Source organism: Collinsella sp. HCP28S3_B9 (genome assembly GCF_052066095.1).
In the GTDB taxonomy this organism is placed as follows: domain Bacteria; phylum Actinomycetota; class Coriobacteriia; order Coriobacteriales; family Coriobacteriaceae; genus Collinsella.
Genome location: NZ_JBQHST010000010.1, coordinates 1 through 19,139, shown reverse-complemented (window position 1 = coordinate 19,139; position 19,139 = coordinate 1). Strand labels below are relative to the sequence as shown.

The following is a 19,139-nucleotide window of genomic DNA, read 5'->3' as shown; positions in this document are numbered from 1 at the left end:
CGGTCGGCTTGGCTCTATTCGCTACTGCGGACAGTCCTGCGCAAGACGAAGAGCACATTAAGTGCTCTTCTTTGCGTGCGGAACTTGTAGCGAACAAAGCCAAGCCGACCGACCCTAAGGTTAACTTGACTGATGATAGCAAATACGACAAGCGAGATGCCTGCGACTTGCAGGCATCTCGCTTTATCTTAATAACGTGGTTGTGAATCAACCGCTAATTGCTACCCGCTCAAGCATGGTCGGGTTTTCCAAGTGCCGCAGATTGCCGTGAAAGAGGAGCGACGCGTACTTTGGTACGCGAGCGACGGTTTGAACGGCAAGGTGCGGTGCTTGGGAAAGCCGCTTAGCGGTAGCTGACGCTTTGCTGAGAATCCTTGACGACTACGTCGTGGGCGCCGCCTTCGACGATCGAGGTCGAGCTCACCAGGGTCAGGCGTGCCTTTTTCTGGAGCTCGGGAATCGAGAGGGCGCCGCAGTTGCACATCGTGGACTTGATCTTGTAGAGCGTGCCGCCCACGCCGTCCTTAAGGGAGCCGGCGTAGGGAACGTAGGAGTCGACGCCCTCGACAAAGCTGAGCTTCGCGGCGCCGCCCAGGTCGTAGCGCTGCCAGTTGCGGGCACGCGCAGAACCCTCGCCCCAGTACTCCTTCATGTACTGACCGTTGACGTTGACGCGCTCGGTCGGGCTCTCGTCAAAGCGGGCGAAGTAACGGCCCAGCATCATAAAGTCGGCACCCATGGCAAGGGCGAGCGTCATGTGGTAGTCGTAGACGATACCGCCGTCGGAGCACACGGGCACGTAGACGCCGGTCTCCTCGTAGTACTCGTCGCGAGCGCGGCAGACGTCGATCAGCGCGGTGGCCTGGCCACGGCCGATGCCCTTGGTCTCGCGGGTGATGCAGATGGAGCCACCGCCGATACCCACCTTGATAAAGTCGGCACCGCAGTCGGCCAGAAAGCGGAAGCCCTCGGCGTCAACGACGTTGCCGGCACCGACCTTAACATCCTCGCCGTAGTTGGCGCGAATCCACTCGATGGTGCGCTTCTGCCACTCGCTGAAGCCCTCGGAAGAGTCGATGCACAGGACATCGGCGCCGGCCTCGATGAGCAGCGGCACGCGCTCGGCATAGTCGCGGGTGTTGATGCCGGCGCCGACCATGTAGCGCTTGTCGCCGTCGAGCAGCTCGTTGGGGTTGGTCTTGTGGCTGTCGTAGTCCTTGCGGAAGACAATGCCCATAAGGTGATCGTTGTCGTCGACAATGGGCAGGGCGTTGAGCTTGTTGTCCCAGATGACGTCGTTGGCAACCTTGAGGCTGATGTTCTTGTCGCCCACGATGAGCTGCTCACGCGGGGTCATGAACTCGGAGACCTTCTTTTGGTGGTCATCGCGGCTGGGGCGATAGTCACGGCTGGTAACGATACCCAGGAGTTTACCCTTGGGAGTGCCGTCGTCGGTGACCGGCATGGTGGAGTGACCGGTCTTCTCCTTGAGCTCGATGACCTGCTCCATGGTCATGTCGGGGGTCAGCGTGGAATCGGACTGGACAAAGCCGGCCTTGTGATCCTTGACGGCCTTGACCATGGCGGCCTCGGACTCGGGGGTCTGGGAACCGTAAATGAAGGACAGGCCGCCCTCGGTAGCGAGCGCGACACCCATGTCGACGCCCGAGACGGACTGCATGATGGCGGAAACCATGGGGATGTTCAGGGTGATTGCCGGCTTCTCGCCGCGCTTAAAGCGGGTTAGCGGCGTCTTAAGAGAGACGTTGTTGGGGATGCACTGCGAGGACGAATAACCAGGGACCAGCAGATACTCCGAAAACGTGTGGGACTCACCGGGAAAGAACGTAGCCATGTTTCTCCTTTTTCCATGCGACCGGTCGGCTGCAGGCCTCGTAGGACCCAGCCCAACCTTGGGCGCCCAATACTGGGCAAGTATCTTAACGCACTTTGACTGCTACAATGCATGACTTAAGAAGAGCACACGAGGGTTTAACGCAGGCTTTGCGTTTGCCCAGCAAACACTTTAGCGGAGAGACGTGGAGCGCATGGAGTACAAGACGACGGCAAAACTGGTCATTCAGTCGTGCGACAATGATCTACCGGGCGTGTTCGGCCACGGCTGCGTCTTGCTGCTGCAGGGTATCGCCCGCGAACACTCGATCAACCGTGCCGCCAAGAGCATGGGCATGGCCTATTCCAAGGCATGGCGCATTGTGAACGAGGCCGAGGGGCAGCTGGGGTGCAAGCTCATCGAGCGCGACGGCGCCCGCGGGAGCTCGCTCACCCCCGCCGGCGAGCGAGCCATAGCGGCCTACGAGGAGCTGCAGGCAGAGATCAACGAAGTCATAGCCGCAAGGGCCAACGACCTGATCGACACCATCAAAGAGTAGCTAATTTGGGACGGGGCTTTTTTAGCTACCCATCCAGAGCATTCTTAACTCATAGCCAAAAATTGACATTGGGTAGCTAAAAAAGCCCCGTCCCAAATTAGCTACTGTCGGAGGGCGTTATCGAGGGCGGCGGCTACCGTCAGGGGATCGTCGGTGCCGGCGAAGAGGCGGATGGTGTCCCCCTGCTTGCCACGTGGGGCCGAAAGACGCGTCGTTGCGCCGCCGGCAGGCGATGTGCGAAACTCCCCCGGCAAAGCGTCGAACAACTCTCCCGCGTTACGCTCGATAAGATCAAACTCAACTGCCGGGCCAAAGCCATGCTCGAGGATTCCCGTTGCAACCGCATGGTCAGGATGTGAGCTCAGCCCGGGATAGCGCACGCTGCGCACCATCTCGTTCGCGGCCAGATACTCGGCCAGCGCACGGGCTCGATCGAAGTGAGCCTGCATGCGAGCGTTAAGCGAGGAAAGCCCGCGCTCCAGCACGTCGGCCTCCTCAGCAGAAAGATCGAGCGCCGACGCACCGCAGCCCGCAAACAACGCATGCGCGCACTCAGCCGCGGCATCCACACGATGGCGCTTGACCTGCGATCGCGCCACCGAAGCGGCAACGAGCTTACGCGGGGCCTTACCGGCACACACGCGGTCGAGTGCCTCGAGCGACAGCACGGCGCCCAAGCTCAGCGGATTGCAGCCAAAGACGTCAGCCACGGTGTTGTCAACAACCAGCAGTGCATGGGCCTCACGCGCGGCGCGGCCTAACGCGCGCAAATCGGGCACACGCAGACCGAACGCGCCAATGGAGTTGGCGAACCACCACAGGTGCGGCCCCTCGGCATCAAGCGAAGCATCAAAGCCCTCGGACGCAGCAGCAAACGCCTCGGCGGACGGCGAGCCCACCAGCACGACATCGCAGCCCTCAAAGCCGCAAGCAAACGCTTCGGCAAAGTCATCCGCAAAGGCCACCAGGCGATCGCCGGGACGCACAATCCCCAACAGAGACAGCGCCGCCGGCACATGCGAGGCTGCAACCAGTCGCGCCTCGCGCGCGCCAGCCCTTGCAGCCCAGGCCTCTTCTAGCTGTTGTACGTCCACGTGACACCGTCCCTTCAAAACAAAAGCCCACGATGCGGATGTTTCCCCAATCTACTCGCTAGGGTTCTAGCCGTGGTATTCGCCGTTGTATTGGATGAGCGTTAGGTCCTCCACGCCATCGAGGGCACGGATGGCGTCGGCATAGGGCATATCCACACCGTCAGAGAACACCTCGACGGCCATCTCCACCTTGTCGCCGCGCATAGTCTTGGACTTAACGGTGAACTTGGTGCGCCCAAACGCGCGCACGATATCGTCGCCAGCGGTCTGGCCCGTGTAGTGAATGACCATCATGTACACGCGCGACTTGTCCTGGCGGCTCGCAAAGCCGGCGATCATCAGCACGATCACTGCTGCCGCGAGCCCCACGAGCGCATACATGCCGGCTCCCGCCGTAATGCCCGTGGTAATGGACCAAAACAGATACAGCAGGTCGAGCGGGTCCTTGACCGCCGTACGGTAGCGGACGATGGACAGAGCACCGACCATACCGAGCGAGATGACCACGTTTGTCGAGATCGCGAGCGTGACCATGCAGGTGAGCACGCACATGCCCACGAGCGTCACGGCAAAGCTACGCGAATACACCACGCCGGTAAAAAAGCGCTTGTACACGTAATAGATCAGGATGCCCATGGCGAGCGCCACGAGCAGTGACAGGCCGATCTTGGCAGGGTCGACCTGACCAAACGCCTCCAAGACGGAGTTCTTAAAAAAGTCCCTGGTGCTCATGGTCTAAATATCCCCTCGGTTCTCAAAATCCGATTCCCAGTAGTTAAAACCGCGCAGGTAGGCGGTCTTTTCGTAACACAGGCAGTACTTGGAAACCGCCGTAAGCTCGGCCGCGCCCGGCGGCACCATATCGCGCACCAGCTGCGGACAAAACTCGGTAAACTTGACCTCCATCACCAGCTTGCCGGGCTCCAGCACGGGCAGCGCGGGCAAGGTCGCGTCAAAGATGTCAAAGCTACCCACCGCGGCACGCACGTTCATGTCAAACGTAATGCGCACGGTGCCCTCATCCATCACCCACGGCTCGCGCTCGTAGTCCACGATGGTCCGCGGGCGCATCATGTTGCAGATACACTCGATGTAGAACTCGCGGCAGAGTTGGTGCGGGCTCCTCAGCAAAAAGCCGTAGTCGCCAGCCAGGATCTGCTCAAACTCGCCGCGCGTGAGCGGCGCGTCCTCCTTGTAGATCCAACTGCCGTACTTCTTTTTGCGCTCGAGCTTAATCACCCTGTCGCTGCCGTTATAGATGCGCACGCGATACTTTTTGCGCATGAGAATACCGGCGTCTTTTTCCTCGTAGGCCGAGTTGCAGTAGTCGTCAAAGTACAGGCTGCGAATGGTGTAACCACCCGAGCGCGCATGCTTGTCCAGTTTAAAAACCGGCGCCATGCGACAGGCAAGCGCGGAGTGCTCGCCCTCGTTAATGAGATATTTGAGCTCGTGGCGATAACGCTCCTGCGTGGCACGCGCAGGCGGGGCCGCCAGGCGCTCAAGCAACGCGCTAGCCCTCCTCATACGTGTCCTCCACGACCTTACCGCCGTCTTGCACGTAAAAGCACTTCATGCCGTACTGCTTGCCATCGTCGGTCACATAGCAGTCAAACGCATCTTGCGTATAGCCGTCGGAGTTGGTGGCACGCACGCGTACAAAATACTGACCGGTATCGGGCGCTTCGCACGTCACCTCAGGCAGCAGCACGTCTTCGGCCTTAAAAAGCACGTCATTGATGGCGTAGTCGCGCGCAAGCTCCACGGTATAGCGAATATCGCGCGCCTCAAAGTCGTACGCGGCATCCCAGTTCACACGCAACTTGCCGTTTTCAATCTGCGGCACGCCAATGTAGAACGGCATGGGCTTTTTATAGCTTTCGCAATAGCTCTTGTAGTTCTCCTCGATCTCGGAGGGAATCGCCGCGGCGATCTGCTCGTATTGGTCCTTGGTGACAGGCAGATTGTCAATATCGGGCGAGGCAAAGACCAGGGATTCGGTAACCTCACGGTAGTGCTTGATCATCCTGGCCAGACGTTCCTCGGTCAAATACGAGCGCAAGTCCTTGACGGCACGGTCGAGTTCGCTGCGGAACGACTTACTGCGCAACGCGCGGTTAAACAGCACGTTGCCCCAGTAGTTGCTCACGCCGCGCTCCCAGTTCACAAAGTCCGAGAACCCCTTCAGGCTCAGCTCAAGCTTACGCAGCATGCTGTCGTTATCCCAAGCCAAAAAGTACCAGGTATTTGAGTTGAGCGGGCTGTACAGATAGCAGTTACGGCTCTGCGTATCGCAGTTGCCCGTCAGGATCTGAAACGCCAGCCAATAGACCAGATTCTCGGTATCAAAGTAGGTCGCAAGCACGTCCTCGATCTTTTGAGTGTCATCGTTGAGCGCATCGAGCATCTCGATGAGCTTGGTGTGGTCCGAGTCGCCCTTAATCTCGAGCATGCTCTCAAAAGCCGCCTGGTTGTAATCGGGATCGTCGGCAAGCTTAATGATGTCCTCATAGCGACGGAACTCAAAGAAGTTCAACTTGTACAGGTGTCCATTCTTATCTAGGCCATGTGCCTTAAGCGCCGTCTTGTTGAGCTGCTCGACCTGTGTAAACAGGCCGTAGTCCTCAAAGGTGTCGTTGGACTTTTCGGTCTGGTCGCACACCCACAGGTGCACAAACTGCGTGCGCAGGCCCATCATCTGGGGAATGCCACGGATCAGATCGTAGGCCATCTTGTTACGGAAGCGCAAGCCCTCGCCCATGTGCTTGTTAAGCGCAATCGCGCGCTGCTGGCGCCAGGTACCCTTGCCCTTTTTGAGCTCCACCTTGTAATTTTTCTGAGCATAACGGCTCGACGTCTGACCGCGCACTTGCACGGTAGCATTGGGCGCTTCCTCGCCATAGCCAACCTCGCCGGCAACTGGGCCGTCTTCGTCGCCCGCCTGCAAAAGGCCCATAACCTGATAGCGCGCCGCGCCCATGTCGGCATAGTCGTACACCGAGTACGTATTGATCTCGGCCCAGCTGTGGTCGGTGTTCTCGGAGCTGTTGCCGCGCGAGACCGTCAGGTACATGGTCACAATGCCCGAGTCGTCGTAGACCTCGTAGAGCTCGTCCTTGTCGCGCAGGTGCTTGACCTCATTCGAGGCCTCGGCCTTGTTAATCTTGCCCTGCTTTTTGACCTTTTTGGTCGAGGATTCGTCCTGCGCAGAGCAGCCCGAAAGCAGCAGTGTGCCGGCAGCCGCCTCAATCAAGCGGCGACGCGATATCATCCTATCGGTCATCAGGACCTCCCCAATGGTTGCGATACACACGGACCACCGTGCGTTCAAACGCGCCATGTGGCTCGCCCTTATGGCGGGCTTCCTCATAGCGCCGCTCGGCACGGTCGAGCAAGCGGCCCAGCTGTGTAAAGCGACCCGTCTTGTCGGTCGCCACCATGGGCTGCTGGCTCAGAATACGATACGGCAAGTTGGCAGTATAGGTGTCGAGTCGCAGCAGCGCCACGATAAAAAACACCGCCGCACCCAACAAAAAGCCAAAGCCGTAAAACTGCTGCGGCAAAAGCAGCGACACGGCAGTCGCCAGCCCCGCCACACCGGCAAACAGGCCCGAGGCCAGCACGGCCCCCTTGTAGTCGGTAAAGTACAGCAAGACGAGCATCACCGTATTGCCCACGGCATACAGGCCATAGCCCACGCATAGCGTGCGAAAATACCCGTGCATAAGACTGTTAAAGCCCAGCGGCAGGGCCGAGAGCACCGTGGTCTCGAGCGAGATGACCGCCGCCGTCACAAACAGCTGCTTGAGCGCGCAAAAGCGCAGTTCGCTGTTGAGCGTGGAGAGCATCTCCTCCTCGGCCACCACGATGTCGCCCACTACGCCGCCGTCGTTGAACAGGCTGTAGTAGTCGCGGTAGCGCGGATAAAAGTTGACCTCGACCGAGACCACAAAGTTGACGGTCGTGACCAGGATCGTCAAAAACGCGATGAGCGCCGGAACATCGTGGTAGGGCGCGCCATAAAACAAGCCCTTGACCTGCACGCCAATGGGGCCGGCCCAAATAATTACCAGGTGCGCAAAGAGCCCCAGGTTGGTAAACAGGCCCGTGAGCGCCAGCGGCATAAACTGATCGAGCCAGCGCAAAAAGAGCCAGGGGCTGCGGTCACTCTGCGGAAAATACCGGTACAGCAGCACCACGTCCCAGGCGAGCATGACGCCGTAGCCCAGGGCGATTGACGCCAGTAGGCCCTCGACCGGCGGCAGCCCCAGCGCCAGCGCGGCCAGGGCGCACAGGCACGCCACGCCAATGGCAGCCACAAAGCTGCACAGAATGCCACGGTAGTCCTTAATAGCGGTGAGGTAGTTCATGCCGTTCCAGTTGACGATCATAATGTTGAACAGCCACAGGCACAGCAGCCCCTGAAGCAGCGTGGCGCCCGAAAACAGCAAAAAGACGCCGTAGAGCGCCGCGCCCGTAACCAGCATGATGGCGTTGGAACCCCAAAACGAGGGCAGAATCTCATCCTCGCGCTCCGCAAACAGCATGTCCGCCAAAAAGCGCGTGACGGGCATGGAGAAAAAGCTGGTGAGCGTAAGCGACGCTAGCAGCGTATAGGTCACCATGCACACCAGCAAATCCTGGTTGGCGCGGCCCACACCCCACAAACCGCACAGCACCAAGATACCCACCTGGAGCAGCACGCCCAGCAGCATGGGGCCCGTGCACACAATGCCGGCGTAGCCGTAGGCGCGCATCGTGGCAAACAGACCCTTGCGTCTAAACAGGCGCTTGAGCTCAAAACCGATTCCGGCCACCGGCTACTCCCCCTCTCTGGGCAAATCATACGCACGCGCTGTCTCGTCGTACAGCGCGCGATAGTTGGCGAGCATCTGCTCGTGCAAAAAGTACGTGGCAACGCGACGCTGGCCGCGCTCCCCCATCTCAATGCGACGGGCACGGCTTGCGCACATGCGCTCCATGGCATCGGCCAGGCCCTTGCGATACATAGGCGGCGTCACAAATCCCGCCACGCCAAAGTCGTCGCCCGGGGCGCCTTCGAGCAGCTCACGGCAGCAGCCCACCTCGGTCGTCACGCAGGGACGACGCGCGGCAAGCGACTCCAGCACGCTGAGCGGCTGGCCCTCGGAGATGCTCGTCAAAATGGTAAAGTCCAGCTTTTCCATGTACTCGACCACGTTGACGCGGCCGGTAAAGATCAGGTCGCGCACGCCCAGGGTATCGACCAGCGCATGGCACTCGGCGCCGTACTCCTCGTCGTCCACGCCGCCCATGATATGCAGGCGCACCTTAGGGACGCGCTCGTGCAGCTCAAAGAAGGCATAGATCATGGTCTTGACGTCCTTGATGGGCGCCAGGCGCACCACCGCGCCAATGTCAACCCAGCCGTCATCGGGCTTTAAGGGAATGTCCTTAAAGCGGTCGAACTGAATGCCATTGGGGATGACCAGGCATTTATCCGCATCGCAGCCCATATCGATCTGCGTATTGCGGGCATTGTGAAACAGGCTCGTCACGCGAAAAGCACGACGGTAGATCTCCTCCGAAAGCAGGTAGAAAAAGCGAATCCAGCGGTCCTTAAACGACGGCACCACCCAGTCGGCGCGAATAATCTCTTCCTCGCGCTCGCGCGTGTAGATGCCGTGCTCGGTGAGCAGCACCGGCGCATGGTGAACGCTTGAACCCAAGCAGGCGAGCAGGCCGCCGTAGCCGGTCGAGATGGCGTGGTACACATCGGCCACCGGCACCTCGCTGCCCAGCAGGTAGAGCACGGGCAGCAGCATGGAGCGCATGGTATGGAATGCGTCGGCAAAAGGCGTGTAGGGGTACTCGGCCAGGCACACATCGCGAAAGATATCCATAAACGTGCGGCTCTGCAAAAACGAGAGCGGATGCACACGACGACGCTGGAAGATATCGAACAGCACGTCCCAATCCGGATTAGAGAGCGACACCAGGCGGCGCAGTGCCTCGCGCTCGCGGTCGTTAAAGTCCGCCTCTTCCTGCTCGCCCGAAAGACGCAGGGCGTCGTCCAGAAACACCTCGTGCACCTCGACCACGTTGCCGGGCAGCTCGTAGACAAACTTGCCGCGGTCGGCCGCATGCGCGCCGATCACCCACAGCACAAACTCGTGCTCGGGCATGGCCTGTATATAGCCATGCATCCAGGTGGACACGCCACCGTGCACATAGGGGTAGCAACCCTCGAGTACCAAGCAGATTCTCATTTGTCGCTACCCTCCTTGCGCGCAATGGTCACCGTCTTGTCCGTAGCTTTGATCAGGTATAGGTCGCCCGTCAGATGCGTAATCTCGCCACCCGTGACTGCTCCCGGCTCACCGTTATTGGCGCGGAACATGAGCCACGCCTCGTCGTGAAAATTGCCCAGGTTGAGCGTCCAGGCATCCGCATCTGTATCCACGCTCACCGTCACGGACGAAAAGCGCTGGATGGCGCCCGAGCATTCCGAGCCGGTCTGGCGACGCAGGTCGGGCGCCGACTTGGTAAGCCAGTCCAGGTAGTCGGTCAGGCCGCCCTTATAGATCTCCCAGCCTTGCCTGGCGCCGCGATCGGGATCGAGCAAGTCGTCCGGGTGCATAAAGTGCGTACTCACATAGTGCATGTTGAGCTCGGACACGGCAGCCAGGCGCATATAGGAATCGTCGACCATGCCGCCCGAGACAATGCGCGGCTGCTCCACGATGCCATCGTTCGCCACGCCAAACTCCTGCACGTACGGAAGATCCGTACCATCCTCAAAATACGTACTGGCGATGGTCTTAATGCGCGGCACGTCCTCGCCAATAATCTTGCGAGCGCGGGCCGAAAGGATATTTGACGGCGGCACGTAGACCGAACCGTGCGCGTTGGGCAGCACCTCGTCCTGAAAGGCGATAAGCTCGTTGAGCGATGCGACGAGCGTCTCCTTGTTCTTCCACGTCTTGTAGTCGTACAGCGTGCCGTAGTCGGTGTCCCAGAGCACCAGCGGCTGATGGTTGTAGCCGTGAAAGCCCAGCTCTCCGCCCATCTGCAGCAGCATGCCGCCAAAGTAGCGAAACTGCGCGGTATCGGCCTGGCGCGCGGGCTCGGTCTGGTTGACCGCGTCCTCGTAGTTTTCGATCATCACGCCGGTATAGCGAATGCCGTATTTTTGCGCGAGCTTTTGCAGATCGGGCCACCAGACCTTGGCATAAAAGTCGGCGATGGAAAGCCCGTAGTCGCGCTTGATGTAGGTGCCGTCGCCCGAGGGCACGGGGCTGGGAAAGTCGTCCAGATAGAAGACGGCACTGTTGATGACCGGATAGGCCGTGGCATCACCGAGCAAGCTAATCGCCGCGGCGTAAAAACCGCGCATGACCTTGTCGTAGATACCGATATTGCACACCACGGTGCGTCCGCTACCACAGTCATTGGACCAAATGAGCGGGGCGCCCGCATCGCCGGTCTTAGCCCACACACGCGCCGTCTCGCGCAGCGAAACCGAAAGCGACGAATCAAAGGGGTCCGAGAGCTCGTAGCGCTCTCCCCCGCCCAGCATAAAGTCCTCGCTCGGCACAATGCTTTCGGCTATTACATAGTCGTATCCGGCAGATTCAATGCCAAGCTTGGAAGCAATCACCTGCAGATAGCTCGAATTATCCGGCGGCATGGCGAGCATAAGCGAACCGCCGGCACTCACCCAACTCATAATATCGGTCAGGTGCGTACCGAGCCCATCGAGCGACGGCATGAGCAAAATCACGCGATCGAAGGACGTCAGCGAGGGAATGGCATCCGCGCCGTCCAGGGCAAGGTCCACGTCGCGGTGCGCGATCTTCATGTCGAGCAGGATCTGGTCGAACTGTTCCTTTACGTCCTCGACGCCCGTCTGATCGGAATCGGTAATGACTAGGCACGTGGGCTTTTGACCAAATATTGCCGAGGAGGCCGGCACCGCATCGTTGGCGGCAAGCATCCCCAGCTTATGCTGGCCCGCACTGTACTGCACGCCGGCACGCTCCACCAGCAGCACGGCGGCCATGGCAATAAAGACCGCCCACACCACGAGCAGTCCCATCCAGCGAAAATGGCCCGCACGGTCGCGGATATGCTGAACCACGCTCATCGGGCCTCCTCCCCGTCGCGCCAAAAAGCCAGCTCCTCGCGGTTGGCGGCGCTCAAGTACACATGCTGTTTGTCGATCGCATCGATCACGCGGTGGACCTCGTCACCGTCGCGGCGCATCACGGCCAGGCGCAGGCAAAGCATCCAAACCTCCTGCTCCTCGGGCGCGTCGAGCACGAGCTGGTCGGTCACGGCCTGCGCCTCGTCGATCTGTCCGACATCGGCCAGCGCCGTCGCATACCGAATACGCAGCTCAAAGGTGTCCTCGCGCTCGCAGCGGCGCGCAAGTAGACGTGCGTACTGTTGACGCTGAATCTGAGCCACGCGCCCCTCAGCCAAACCCGAGTCTAAATACTCACCAAGAAAATCGCAGTATTCGTTGAGGTTTTGCGCGCTCGGGTCGGTCTTATAGGCGCGCTCCAGCTGCTGCAGTTTAAGGTCGGACTCCTTGGAGATCTGCGCCACCGCCGTCGCGGCATAGTGCGCCACTTCAACGTCGTCGTTCAGCTTAGCCGCCTGCAGCTGCGCCAGGTACGCATCGGGCTCCTCGGTGAGCATGGAGAGCATGAGGCGGCGCCGGTCTGCCGGGTCGTTGACGATGAGCGCCTCCTCGAGCGGGATCACGCCCGCATCGGCTTCACGGTCGTGCACCAAGATGCTGCGATGCAGCTCGTCGTTAATGCGCAGCGACTCTAGCGTGTCGTCCTTAAGGTCCGTGCCAAACACGGCGCTACGCGTGATAAGCAGCACCACCAGCAGCGGTCCCCACAACGGCACGAGTACCATCACGGCCAGCATATGCCCGCACACCGGCAGCAGGCCCAACTTCATAAGCGTCCACAACACCAGGCAAACCAGCGCATGAATCAGCAGCAAGACGGCAGCAACGACAAGCGAGATCAAGCGGCATCCCCCTCACCGTCACCGGTGTCAGCGATGTGCTGCAGAAGCGCCACGATGTCCTCGCCGTCGACGGGCTCCACCGCAATCCGCTTCGCGCTCAGGCGCTCGCGGATAATGGGCAGGTCGCACGGCTTTGCCTGGCGCATAAGCAGGTAAAGCACGTCACCGTCGACCAGGCCCGCCGCATCGCTCTCGCGGATTGCCGATCCAATAGCGCCCACCAGCTCGCCGACAGGCTCCATGCCCGGCACCACGCGCAGGAGCAAAAAGCTGCCCATCTTGCCATCCGACAGCGCCTGCTCGGCCGCGAGCTCTTGACCAAAGGCCGCCTGCTTGAGCACGCACGTGCCATCGACGCAGCGTTTATCCTGCGCCACCGCCTCATAGTCAAAGGCACGGCCCAGCGCGCTTTCGACCAGTCCGCACAAGATGCGGAACAGGTTTTGGTAATAGAGCGTCATTTGGTTCTCGGCCGCACGACGCACAAAGATCAACACGGCGGGCGCCCCGTCGCGCTCGATCGTATATCCAAACATGGGAAGCCCCGGCGTCAGCTCGCGATTGACCCACAGGTTCGAACGACCCCCGCCGCCCAAAAGGGGTGCAAGTTGCTCAAGCGTGAGCGAGCGCGTGGCGTCTTCGGCAATCACGGGACTCGCCGCCACCAGACGTGCAAACGCCCCGCCCGAAACGTGGTAGATCGTCACCGAATTGTTTTCGAGAATCTCACCCATGAGTTCACAGCACTTGCGGTAGATATCGCGCGGGTTGAGCACGTCGAGCTCTTGCGTCACGGCAAAGATCTTGCCAAAGCTATCGTGACGCCCCACAATCTGGCGCTTGTAGGTGCGCTTGTCCTCGATAGCATCGTGATAGAGCTGCGTGAGGAACGTATTGCGATTGCGCACGAGCTCGTTTTGGTCGCGCTCCACCTTAATGGCCTCGTTGTTGCGCAGCTGCACGTAGCCGCATACGGCACCCACCACAAAGTACGCGATAAACGGCAGCCAGTTGGACGGCTCGTAAAAGAGGCCCTGGAAGGTATAGCCATACTGGGTAAAGTAGCACACAGCCAAACCCACCGATGCCAGCAGCGCCGCAGCCAGACCAAAGTCCAAGCCATACAGCGTGCCGATGAGCACGACGTAGAGCAGGCGATAATCGAGCACGTTGAGCTGGGCAGATTGCGAGAACAAATACTCCAGCACCTCGAACAGGACCCAGGCGACGCCCGTCTCCAGGCATTTAATAGGCAGCGTGTGCATCTGGATGCGGTCGATAGCGGCGCGCAAGGGGTTGACCTTCCCTGCGCGGCCAGCATCCCAGCGAGCATGAATGGTCGAAAGATCACGAAACGGGTCGTAGCGCTGAAACCAGCCATAGCGAACACGAACGATGTCGCTGACGGGCAGGTCATAGCCGGCAGAATGGCCATAGGCAACTGAGAGCCCTGGGAACAGCGCCTTGAGGGCCTCGCCCACCTCACCTGACGTGTGATGGAAGGTATCAGCAACATCGAGCGTCTCAAAGGAGGCGTCCCAGCTGTCAAAGATGCGATGCACCAGCACCGCGAGCTCCTCGGCGCACAGCAGCGGAAACGGCGCGTCCTCCGCGCCCTGCAAAGCGACCGATCCGGTTGAGCACGCGTCGAACAGCGGCATCAAAAACGGATCATCCAGCGCGGCAGACGCGGTATACAGGAACGGCACGCGCAGGATCTTGGTTTGAACGCCCTCGCGAGCAGCGTAGTAGCGGCACAGGTCGTTGGCTGCGCGCGCGATAATGCCCTTGCCCGTTCGTCCCGTGGCATCGGCGGCACCCGCGGGCCCCGCCACATACAGCAGCTGGACCCGGCGACCCGCGCACGCACGAAAGACCGAGCGCAGCAGCTCGATATCGCCCACGATATCGGTATGCGGGGTAAGGTAATTGGATAGGTAGACCACGCGGTCGAACTCGTAGGCCTGCTCCAAGTGCTGGAGGAGCTCATTCCACGAGGCATGGGGCGATGACTCGTCGCGGCGCGCTTCCGCGGCAGCGACGACCTTAACATGGTCCCCGGGGAACGCCTTGGCACAAAAGTCATCGTCAACATATGCGGTGTTGCCAACAACCAGCACCTCCATGGCGCACCCCTCCCCTTAATTCCACATTTACCATAGTCAAACACGCGTATTGTACGCCGTCAACGCGAGCCGGGACGCCTTTAAGGCAGTTTTAAGAACATCTTCAGAGGATGTGGGGGCGACGAGGGTGCTGAATGAGCGCCCATTCCGGAAGTACGCGGCAAATTCTTGACATGCCGGCTACGCCGGATAGAGACAACGCATCTATCTGCGGTTTCGTTTCATGAAAAGGGCGGTTCGCTCGAGAGTTCCGATTTTCCCCGCACATCCGAAATGATGACTCCGCATCGAGTGATCTAGCAACAAAGGCGGCATGCGCGACAACATCCAGTTGTCGCGGAAACGTCAAAGGGCCGTTGCCGGAAACCCGGACAACGACCCTCCTTTGTCTCCGCCTCACGTAGAGTCCGCGGCGACTGCATCACTTAAAACAACTTACCGTAACTTCCAGCGACCACGACTGCGCGCCATCGGCTCTTCACCCGCATTCACGGTAAACCTCGATAGAAAACCCGGGATTCTCGGAGATGCGCCCTCTATTCTGCAAACTGATACCTAACCTTGAGGCTATTCAACTGTCTATATGGCAGATACCCATCTTTTTGCAAACGACCCACTACAATTCCCGGGGCAATTCCTATCTCATTGGCAAAAGACGCAACGGAACTACGTGTCTTGCTTCCATCAACGAGCTGAGCATATGCCTCTGGAGGAATCAAGGTATCACGCGCGAAAGCATCCGCCGCGCGCTCCTCCTCTTCGGTAGTCCCAGCGGTCCGTCCAATGTGCCCATTAATAACATGCGCCAATTCATGGAAGAGACTGAACCAGAATTTGTCGGCATCGGCCCCTCGCAGCGTAAGCGCGAGCACAATCTTTGATCCGTCATAGAACGTCGCACCATTGAGAAACGTGCGCTCAAGATGGGGCAAAAAGACCGTTGCAATCCCACATTCAGCCAACATAGACACAAGGGCTGGCTGAAAATCTGCAGGATCCATAGACGTAAGCTCTCTGAGCTTGGGAATATACTCCTCAAGCTTACCAACATTGATCTTACCGGTCGTTATCCCTCGCGCATCGATCTTGGCCTTCTGGGCCCAAGCCAAAAGTGCATATTCGGATTCAGCGGTTTCCTTCTGGCGACGATAAGCGATTCCCGGAGCAAGTCGGTCTTCATTCAGCAGCGTAAGCCTAACAACCTCAAAGAATTTTCTAAGCTCGACCACTTTAACAGCCACGGAGCGCGTCGGCTCGACCCATCCCAGTTTGGCCATTTGTGCATAAGGAAACTTCCTGGCTATCTGCTTATCCTCTTCGATAGAATTTTCGTCCTCGACCCGCAGCAACTTCTCACGATAACGCGCCTCAAGATTCATCCAAAATGCCGAGGGAACGCCCAGCACCATCTCGAGCCTATGTGCAGTATTTGGAGTGAGCTCAACTTGTCCATTTATAAGCTGGCTTATGAACTTCTCAGAGTAATCCATGCGCCTAGCAAACTCGCGCTGGCTCATACCGCGATACTCAAGCTGCTCCTTTATAGTAGCCCCTGGTGGCGTTGCGATATAAGTCTTGCTCCTTGCCATGACCTCTCACCTCTTAAGCAATCTCCTATTTCAAATCTCATGTTAGTGGTAGTCAACGATTTCTTGAATTTCCGCTATCTGAATCTCATCCCTAATGACTTCAAATACCAATCGCAGAGGATGTACCAAGTCCATTGCAAATTGCCCTTTACGGTCACCAACAAGTGGATGACATCGCCCGATCCCAAACTGGACGAGCATCTCAACGGAATCAGCGGCATGAATCTCATCTACACGTTGTTGGATAAGCCCCACAGTACGCTTATCGTATTTTTTGGCAGCAACAGAAGCGTTTGTGCAGATCTTTTCGATTTGACGGTTCTTATAGTTGACCTGCATAACCACCTCCTACCAAAGTTTTACCTCTGCGGTAAAAATAATATAGCAGCTAAGTAGGACAAGAACAATATCGGCAGCAAAAGCAAACATGCGCTTAAAGATTGACCACAGCATGCGTTCTGGCAATAATGACGGCATCCACAGCAGCATTCAGCGGTCACTACAAATAAAGTCGGAGAGTATCCTTCGCAAGAAACACCCCCTCCCCAACATTCCCCAAAAAGTTCGCTGATGTAGACTGGGGTTCTCGTAAAATAATCCCCAACAAAATATGTGCGGAGTGCTGGCCTGGAGCTGCCTTAGAACCCTATTGGCTGCTCACCGAGAGGCTCCGCTATGAAACGACCCCTTTACTACCTGTTCTGCGCGATCGCGTGCACGTCCATGGTCAGCGCGACGATGCCCATGGTAGCCATTGCGGAAGCCATCCAGCCTCCGGCAACAGCCGAACAGCAAGCGCATGCCGACACCACGAGCAGCGGCACAGGCAAGGCTGAAGACGGCACCAACACAATCGCGACAGCAGACACCGTAGAGGACGGCACCGCAACATCCACCGGCACCAGCGCAGCCAACACGGAAAGCGCTGACGGCACCACCGCCCCATCCCTCCGAACCCAGACCAACCCCACGCCCGAAGCAATCTACACCACGTCACAAACCGGCTACGCCCACTCCGCCACGGCAACCCAAAACGGCATCACCTTCACCGTCTCGTGGAACGACGCCTCCGCGGGCACCGCGACGACCTTCCACGTAACCCAAACCAACGGCTCGTCCCAGGCCAAGGCGCGCATGGACGTGCCCACATACTGCGACGGCGGCAGCCAGGAAAGCGTCTGCGACCCGTCGCGCCAGGCACGGTCCAACTACTACAGCCTGGGCAACACGGGCCACGACTTTACCTTTGAATTCACGGCATCGGGCACGTACCGCATCTACTTCTACTTTATGGACAACGACAGAAACGACCCCCAAAACGACAAGGGGATCTACTACCTGCGCACAACGGCAGAGGTGACCGTAAACGACGCCGCCCGCCCAAGCGTCACGCAAATCGTCAACAACGCCGTGGACCTGTGCAGGCAAGAGACAAACGGCTCGGAATACGACATGGCGCTGTGGCTCCACGACTGGACGCTCGACCAGCTGGAGTACGACCACAGCCTCAACTGGTGCTCGGCCGAGAGCGGCCTCACGCGCCACCAGGGCACCTGCGAGAGCTACCAGCGCATCTACTCCAAGCTCCTTAACGCAGCGGGCATCGCCAACGGCCGCATCACAGGCAACGGCCACACCTGGAACGCCGTAAAGATCGACGGCAAATGGTGCCAGATGGACCTAACCTGGGACGACACCAGCGACAACTGGTACGGAGACTTGGACCAGCGCCATCTGTACTTTGGCCTGACCGACGAGCTCATGGCAATCGCCCACTCCGACCACGCGGCAAACTACCAAAAGGACGACTACGCCTACCGCTCAACCGACCTTTCCAACAATTACTTTGTGCGAAACGGCAAGGCCGATGAATGGGCCGAGAAGTATGCCGACCGCATTCAGCAGCACCTAGATGCCAAGGAAAAGAGCTTTTCCATTGATGCCGACAACCAGTCCTTCCCGCCGAGCATCTTGGGGATTCAAAATGGGATCGTTGCCCATGCGATGAGCCAGAGAGAATGGAAGACCGATGGATACAAGGCCAACCTGACGGCCACGTCAAAGGTCGAGATGACGTCGAGTAAAAGCTGGACAGCGAAGTATATGTTCAAAGCGAAACACGCCGAGTCGGTCGAGCCATCGCAAACAAACTATTCAAATACTCCCGAAGGCTATGCGCGGATGCTATATGCAGAGTGCTTTAACACGCCAGAGCCAACAACGCATCAAATAAGTTACTGGACAGGCGTACTCAAGCAGAAGGATGGGCCGCAAAGAGCAGTAATGGAGTTCTTTACCAGCAGCGTTATAAAACAAAAGAATGCAGTGGAAATTACTCGTTTACTATATCGAGTAGTCGCCGGAATCAATAACCCTACAGAAGCGCAGCTTGCATACTGGACGCAACACATCAAAGCCAATGGGGTTAACGGAGCGATTGCCGAGTTTAGCAACAGCAAGTTCTTTATATCTCAATGCATGAACTATGGGCTATGCAACAAAAACAGCCAAGGTTCGCAATCACCCTCTGTCTATGCCTGGCTACTCTACGAAAAGTGTCTCGATACTCCCGCTCCAGGACAATGGAGAATTGATTATTGGGCAAACGTGCTAGCCAATAACGGTGGATCGGAAAAGGCAATCAAGGAGTTCTTTACCTCAAGCAAATTTAGGGCAAAGAAACCAGAAGCGCAGGCGAGGCTCCTTTACAACATTGTCGCAGGCGTTTCCAATCCAACGGAATTCCAAATCGCCTATTGGACAAATGTCATCAACTCAAATGGACTCATTTGCGCGATAGGTAGTGTCCCGAATGTTGGTGTAGAGCTCGGTTTTCGAGGGTAGCCGCAGGCTGCCCGAGGAGCCGAGAATCACCTAGAATGCCGTCATTCTAGCGCATGCTACGCCGCC

14 protein-coding genes are annotated in these 19,139 nt (G+C 58.5%); 2 read left to right on the top strand and 12 right to left on the bottom strand.

The window, feature by feature from the left end; genetic code table 11:
- Nucleotides 1-343: 343 nt before the first annotated feature.
- On the bottom strand, nucleotides 344-1,855 hold the full coding sequence (locus ACTNBB_RS03660; protein WP_154515410.1) for an IMP dehydrogenase: 1,512 nt from the start codon (nucleotides 1,853-1,855) through the stop codon (nucleotides 344-346).
- Between the two features lie 193 nt (nucleotides 1,856-2,048).
- Here ACTNBB_RS03660 and ACTNBB_RS03655 point away from each other — a divergent pair, with 193 nt between their 5' ends.
- Nucleotides 2,049-2,393, top strand: a complete 345-nt coding sequence (locus ACTNBB_RS03655) for a winged helix-turn-helix domain-containing protein (RefSeq protein WP_441056703.1) — start codon at nucleotides 2,049-2,051, stop codon at nucleotides 2,391-2,393.
- Nucleotides 2,394-2,494: 101 nt separating this feature from the next.
- On the opposite strand, the gene ACTNBB_RS03650 is transcribed toward ACTNBB_RS03655, so the two are convergent.
- The 11 genes from ACTNBB_RS03650 to ACTNBB_RS03600 form a co-directional block, all read right to left on the bottom strand.
- Complete coding sequence (locus tag ACTNBB_RS03650; RefSeq protein ID WP_441056701.1) at nucleotides 2,495-3,487, bottom strand: PLP-dependent transferase; 993 nt, start codon at nucleotides 3,485-3,487, stop codon at nucleotides 2,495-2,497.
- A gap of 66 nt (nucleotides 3,488-3,553) precedes the next feature.
- Nucleotides 3,554-4,219 (bottom strand): DUF4956 domain-containing protein, encoded by a 666-nt coding sequence (locus tag ACTNBB_RS03645; protein WP_154515404.1) that lies wholly within the window; start codon nucleotides 4,217-4,219, stop codon nucleotides 3,554-3,556.
- A gap of 3 nt (nucleotides 4,220-4,222) precedes the next feature.
- Nucleotides 4,223-5,014 carry a polyphosphate polymerase domain-containing protein gene (locus ACTNBB_RS03640; protein ID WP_441048824.1) on the bottom strand — a complete coding sequence of 264 codons (792 nt, stop codon included), beginning with the start codon at nucleotides 5,012-5,014 and terminating at the stop codon, nucleotides 4,223-4,225.
- Complete coding sequence (locus tag ACTNBB_RS03635) at nucleotides 5,001-6,770, bottom strand: CotH kinase family protein (protein WP_441056700.1); 1,770 nt, start codon at nucleotides 6,768-6,770, stop codon at nucleotides 5,001-5,003. The genes ACTNBB_RS03640 and ACTNBB_RS03635 overlap by 14 nt, the downstream gene beginning before the upstream one ends.
- Nucleotides 6,760-8,304 (bottom strand): exopolysaccharide Pel transporter PelG, encoded by a 1,545-nt coding sequence (pelG, locus tag ACTNBB_RS03630; RefSeq protein ID WP_441056699.1) that lies wholly within the window; start codon nucleotides 8,302-8,304, stop codon nucleotides 6,760-6,762. Before pelG ends, ACTNBB_RS03635 begins: the two co-directional genes overlap by 11 nt.
- A gap of 3 nt (nucleotides 8,305-8,307) precedes the next feature.
- Nucleotides 8,308-9,735 carry a GT4 family glycosyltransferase PelF gene (gene pelF / locus ACTNBB_RS03625; RefSeq protein WP_441048827.1) on the bottom strand — a complete coding sequence of 476 codons (1,428 nt, stop codon included), beginning with the start codon at nucleotides 9,733-9,735 and terminating at the stop codon, nucleotides 8,308-8,310.
- Nucleotides 9,732-11,612, bottom strand: coding sequence for a DUF2194 domain-containing protein (locus ACTNBB_RS03620; protein WP_441056698.1), 1,881 nt, complete (start codon nucleotides 11,610-11,612; stop codon nucleotides 9,732-9,734). The genes pelF and ACTNBB_RS03620 overlap by 4 nt, the downstream gene beginning before the upstream one ends.
- Nucleotides 11,609-12,514, bottom strand: a complete 906-nt coding sequence (locus ACTNBB_RS03615; protein ID WP_441056696.1) for a hypothetical protein — start codon at nucleotides 12,512-12,514, stop codon at nucleotides 11,609-11,611. The genes ACTNBB_RS03620 and ACTNBB_RS03615 overlap by 4 nt, the downstream gene beginning before the upstream one ends.
- Nucleotides 12,511-14,640: a hypothetical protein gene (locus ACTNBB_RS03610; protein WP_441056694.1), complete on the bottom strand. Its 2,130-nt coding sequence runs from the start codon at nucleotides 14,638-14,640 to the stop codon at nucleotides 12,511-12,513. The genes ACTNBB_RS03615 and ACTNBB_RS03610 overlap by 4 nt, the downstream gene beginning before the upstream one ends.
- Before the next feature lie 536 nt (nucleotides 14,641-15,176).
- Complete coding sequence (locus tag ACTNBB_RS03605; protein WP_441056692.1) at nucleotides 15,177-16,229, bottom strand: helix-turn-helix domain-containing protein; 1,053 nt, start codon at nucleotides 16,227-16,229, stop codon at nucleotides 15,177-15,179.
- A gap of 42 nt (nucleotides 16,230-16,271) precedes the next feature.
- Complete coding sequence (locus tag ACTNBB_RS03600) at nucleotides 16,272-16,568, bottom strand: type II toxin-antitoxin system RelE/ParE family toxin (RefSeq protein ID WP_441056690.1); 297 nt, start codon at nucleotides 16,566-16,568, stop codon at nucleotides 16,272-16,274.
- Nucleotides 16,569-16,904: 336 nt separating this feature from the next.
- Between ACTNBB_RS03600 and ACTNBB_RS03595 the strand changes: the two genes are divergently transcribed.
- The gene (locus ACTNBB_RS03595; protein WP_441056688.1) at nucleotides 16,905-19,073 is read left to right on the top strand and encodes a transglutaminase domain-containing protein; all 2,169 of its coding nucleotides are present in this window, start codon (nucleotides 16,905-16,907) and stop codon (nucleotides 19,071-19,073) included.
- The last annotated feature ends 66 nt before the right edge of the window (nucleotides 19,074-19,139 follow it).